The following is a 292-nucleotide window of genomic DNA, read 5'->3' as shown; positions in this document are numbered from 1 at the left end:
CGATCCGGAGATGCATCAGACCAAGAAAGGCAATCAGTGGCACTTTGGCATGAAGGCCCACATTGGTGTCGATGCCAAGAGTGGCCTGACCCACAGCCTGGTCACCACCGCGGCCAACGAGCATGACCTCAATCAGCTGGGTAATCTGCTTCATGGAGAGGAGCAATTTGTCTCAGCCGATGCCGGCTACCAGGGAGCGCCACAGCGCGAGGAGCTGGCCGAGGTGGATGTGGACTGGCTGATCGCCGAGCGTCCCGGCAAGGTAAAAACCTTGAAGCAGCATCCGCGCAAG

Annotated in this window: 1 protein-coding gene; it reads left to right on the top strand. The window is 59.2% G+C overall.

Annotated features, from left to right (window positions below; genetic code table 11):
- The coding region (locus ACNQ0W_RS25615) for a transposase (RefSeq protein WP_417933335.1) at positions 1-292 on the top strand (292 nt) is incomplete at both ends.

It is taken from the genome of Enterobacter cloacae complex sp. 6730903, assembly GCF_048283985.1.
Lineage (GTDB): Bacteria > Pseudomonadota > Gammaproteobacteria > Enterobacterales > Enterobacteriaceae > Enterobacter > Enterobacter hormaechei_C.
The sequence above is the reverse complement of the archived record's forward strand: the minus strand, read 5'-3'. Positions and strand labels throughout refer to the sequence as shown.